The 3,612-nt window shown below is 69.2% G+C and carries 2 protein-coding genes; both read right to left on the reverse strand.

Going from position 1 to position 3,612, the window contains the following annotated elements; genetic code table 11:
- On the reverse strand, positions 1-1,965 hold a 1,965-nt coding region (locus tag AB0M20_RS32380; protein ID WP_364304135.1), incomplete at its 3' end, for a DEAD/DEAH box helicase.
- Between the two features lie 32 nt (positions 1,966-1,997).
- The coding region (locus AB0M20_RS32385; RefSeq protein WP_364304136.1) for a UvrD-helicase domain-containing protein at positions 1,998-3,612 on the reverse strand (1,615 nt) is incomplete at its 5' end.

The raw sequence follows: 3,612 nt of genomic DNA on the forward strand, positions 1-3,612 counted from the left end.
CCGGCTGTCGCTGAACAGCAGCAACTTGCGACCGCCGCCGGGCTGATCGGCCAGGTCCGGCGCGGGCGCCTCGGGGAGCGCCTGATACAGAGCGGAGGACAATACGGCCGCGGGCGCCTCGTTGCCGGACTCGAATCGCCGGACGGTGGCCTCTCCGCGGGCGCCGCACGTCACGCAGACCGGCGGAGAATCCTCCTTGTTCTTCAGGCGGCGCACCGGGCGCAGCTGCGTCTCCGTGCAGCCTTGGGCGCCGCAGCTGTTCCGCTTGGTGGCATGCAGTGCTCCGCACAGCACGCACAGGAAGGCCACGTCCGAGTCCGCGTCGGCCACCTCGGCGGCCAGCGTTTCGTCGTCCTCATCGGCCGCGGACATGTCCTCGCCCACCGCGAGCCAGGTGCGCCGGTCGTTGTCACGCAGGCGTGGCACGAAGCGGTGCGAGCCGTCCTCGGTGTGGACCGCGCCGAGCAGATAGACGCCGCCGCACCGCCGGCAGGAGCCGATCTCGAACATGGCCGCGCCGCACGCCGTGCAGGCCTCGTGACGCGACAGCGCGATGTGCGGTCCGGCCGCTCCGAGGCAGGCGAACGCTCCCTCGGTCGCGCGCAGGAACTGGTGATAGCGAGCGCCCAGTGCGGCGGTGCCGTTGCCGTCGCGGGTGCGGCTGCCGACGGTGACCAACGCGCCCAGGGCGGCGGCGGGGTCGGGTGCTTCCCGGAAGACCTCGGCGGCAAGCTCGTTGAACGGCACGGGCCGCTCGGCCAGCCGTCTCCGCGCTTCCGCCATCCGCGCCTCATTGATGATGAGCGCGCGCGGGTCATCACCGGACTGGCGGTGCATTGCCGCCATCTCGACGATGCGGGTGCCGACCTTCTCGCTCTCGGCCAGCGCTAGGTAGTCCTCGGCGGACAGCGGTCCCCAGAACGGTCCCTCCGGCAACGCCACCCGCGACGCGCGGACCAGATCCTGCCGGCCCGGGTCGTCCTCGTCCCACTCGAACGGGACACCGAACAGCCGCTCGGCGAACGAGACCACGGCCGACTCGTCGTCGCCGACCGTCGCGCTGGTGGCGATGCACTGTGGTGCGCCGTTGCCGACCCGGTCGCGCAGCCGGCGCAGCAGCATCGCCACCTCGGCCGCCTTCGCCCCGTCATACACATGAGCTTCGTCCAATGCGATGAACCGCCACTGCCCGGCGTGGGCGCCCTGGAACAGATCGAGGTCGGCCGGCCGCAACAGCAGATACTCGAGCATCGCATAGTTCGTGAGCAGCAGATGCGGTGGACGCTGACGCATCTCCTGCCTGCTCAGCAACTCGTTGGGCAGCACCGGCTCGCCGGGATTGAGCGATTCGAACTGACTGCGCGCGCGGTTCGCGTCCTCGGGCGTGTCCCCGGTGTATCGGCCGAACGTGAACTGCGGTGTGTCCGCCAGCAACTGCCGCAGACGCTTCAGCTGATCGTTGGCCAGGGCATTCATCGGATACAGCAGCAGGGCGCGGACCCCCGGCCCTAGCGTGCCGGCGGAGTGTTCTGCTGTCAGAGCGTTGAGGATAGGCAGCAGGAACGACTCCGTCTTGCCCGAGCCGGTCCCGGTGGCGACGACCAGGTTGCGGCCGGACTGCGCCTTGCGGAGCGCCTGCTCCTGGTGCTGATACAGCGGACGGCTCAGCGGAAGGTGGGAACTGGCGAGGTTGGTGAAACCACCGTCCAGAACGCCTTCGGCGATCAGCTCACGCAGCGTCGCTCCCGTGGCGTACGGCGGGGTGGCCTCCAGCAACGGCGGCTTGGACAACATCGCGCTGTCCTCGACCGCCCGCGCCAGCGCCCTGGCAAGCGTCGGCTCACGCAACGGCAGCAGCGACTTCAGATAGCGGCGGTGCGTGGCCTCAAGCATCCCGCTGGCCGCCAGCGGATCAAGCGACAGGGGTTTGTGGGCATCGGCCGGACCTGTGAACTGGCTGGTCACTCGCACACCTGCTTCCTCCGGTCGGACAGGTCTCAGCTGAGCAAGGGTTCACGTGCCATGTCGACGATGCCCGGCGGCACCAGCGGACTCGGCTGACCAGCCCATCCGAGCCATAGGCCGTCCCGCGCGCGAGTCATGGCCACGAACAGCTGCCGCTTGACCACGGCCTCGTACGCGGCTCGGGCCTCCGGGTCCTTGTGGAACACCTGCCGGCCCGCATGATCGAGCCGCGGGACGAATACCTGTTTGAATTCCAGCCCCTTGGCCCGCTGATAGGTGCCGACCTTCGGCCGCTGGTTCGGCCGGCCGTCGTGATCCTTCAAATGCTGAGCGCTCAGGCCCCTCGTGTTGAGCAGATGGACCATGTCCTTGACCATCGCGTTCGTCGGCACGAGGACCGCGATGTCGCCGAGGTCGGCGACCGAGGTGGCCGCGTCCTCGATGGCGTCGAGCAACGCGACGTCGTGTGTTGCCTCATCCGGCGCGGCGATGACCCGGGGCGCCGGCCCGGACCGGTTGACCGCGACGCCACGCTCACCGGGCTCCGGCGCGGCGCCGCCGTCATCGAACGATTCGTTCCGCACAACCAGCCCGGCGGTCTGCAGGATCTCGCGCGTGTTGCGGTAGTTGGCGGTCAGTACGTGGGACCGGCCGACCACGTTGATGCCGACCGAGGCCAGGCTGAATCCACCCGGATAGATCGACTGTTGACCGTCGCCGACGAGCATGAGCCCGTTGGGCTTGTTGCCCACCACGGCGTGCAGCAACCGCAGGGCGGCGTCGGTCAGGTCCTGCGCCTCGTCGACGATGACTGCGTCGTACTCCGGCGGATTGTCGTCGGCGACCTCGTAGGCCCAATGGAGCACCTCGGTGAAATCACTGATCTCTCGCCGGCTCAGTTCGTCCTCGTACGCCTGGCTGAGCTTCCACACCTCCGCCCGCAGCTCCCGGTTGAGTGGAGTGCCACGTCCGCTGCGTTCCAGGGCAAGATAGGCGTCCGGAGAGGGCAGCGCACGCCCGCGCACCACCCAGTCGATCTCCTCGTGCAGGAACACCGGCCACAGCCCCGCCTTGGCGAGCGGCGAACCCGGCCCGGCCACCTTCTTGACCGCGGCGTTCCACGCGTCGTCGACGCCGCGCAGGTCGAGTACGGGCTTGGCACCGTGACGGACGAGGTACTTCATCGCCCAGCTGTGCACACCGGCGAACTCGACGTTCTTCAGTTCGGAGGGAGCCCAGCGCGCGAACACCTGCTCATAAATGGGCGGCAGATTCCGCACGTACGTCGTGAACAGCACTCGCTTGCCCTCGGCGGCGAACCGGCGGGCACGGTGCAGGGCCACCACGGTCTTGCCGGTGCCGGCCGCGCCGCGGATCCGCGCCGGGCCGTTGTAGTTCCGCTCGACCAGGCTCCGCTGATCCGGGTCGAGATAGACCATCCAGTCTTCGATCGGCCGCTTCAGCACCTCTTCGAGATCGTCGGCAGGCACCGGCAGGAACTCGGGGCTGGTCTGAGCGTCGTCCAGCGCGGCGGTCAGGCGAGGGTCACTCGGCGCCGCCGGCTCGTCGGCCGGCTCCTCCTCGTCGAGCCTCGGCGGCTCGCCAGTCGGATTGCCCCAGATGAACAGGCACATCGCCCGGTCCCAC

Source organism: Actinoplanes sp. NPDC051633 (genome assembly GCF_040681735.1).
GTDB lineage: Bacteria > Actinomycetota > Actinomycetes > Mycobacteriales > Micromonosporaceae > Actinoplanes.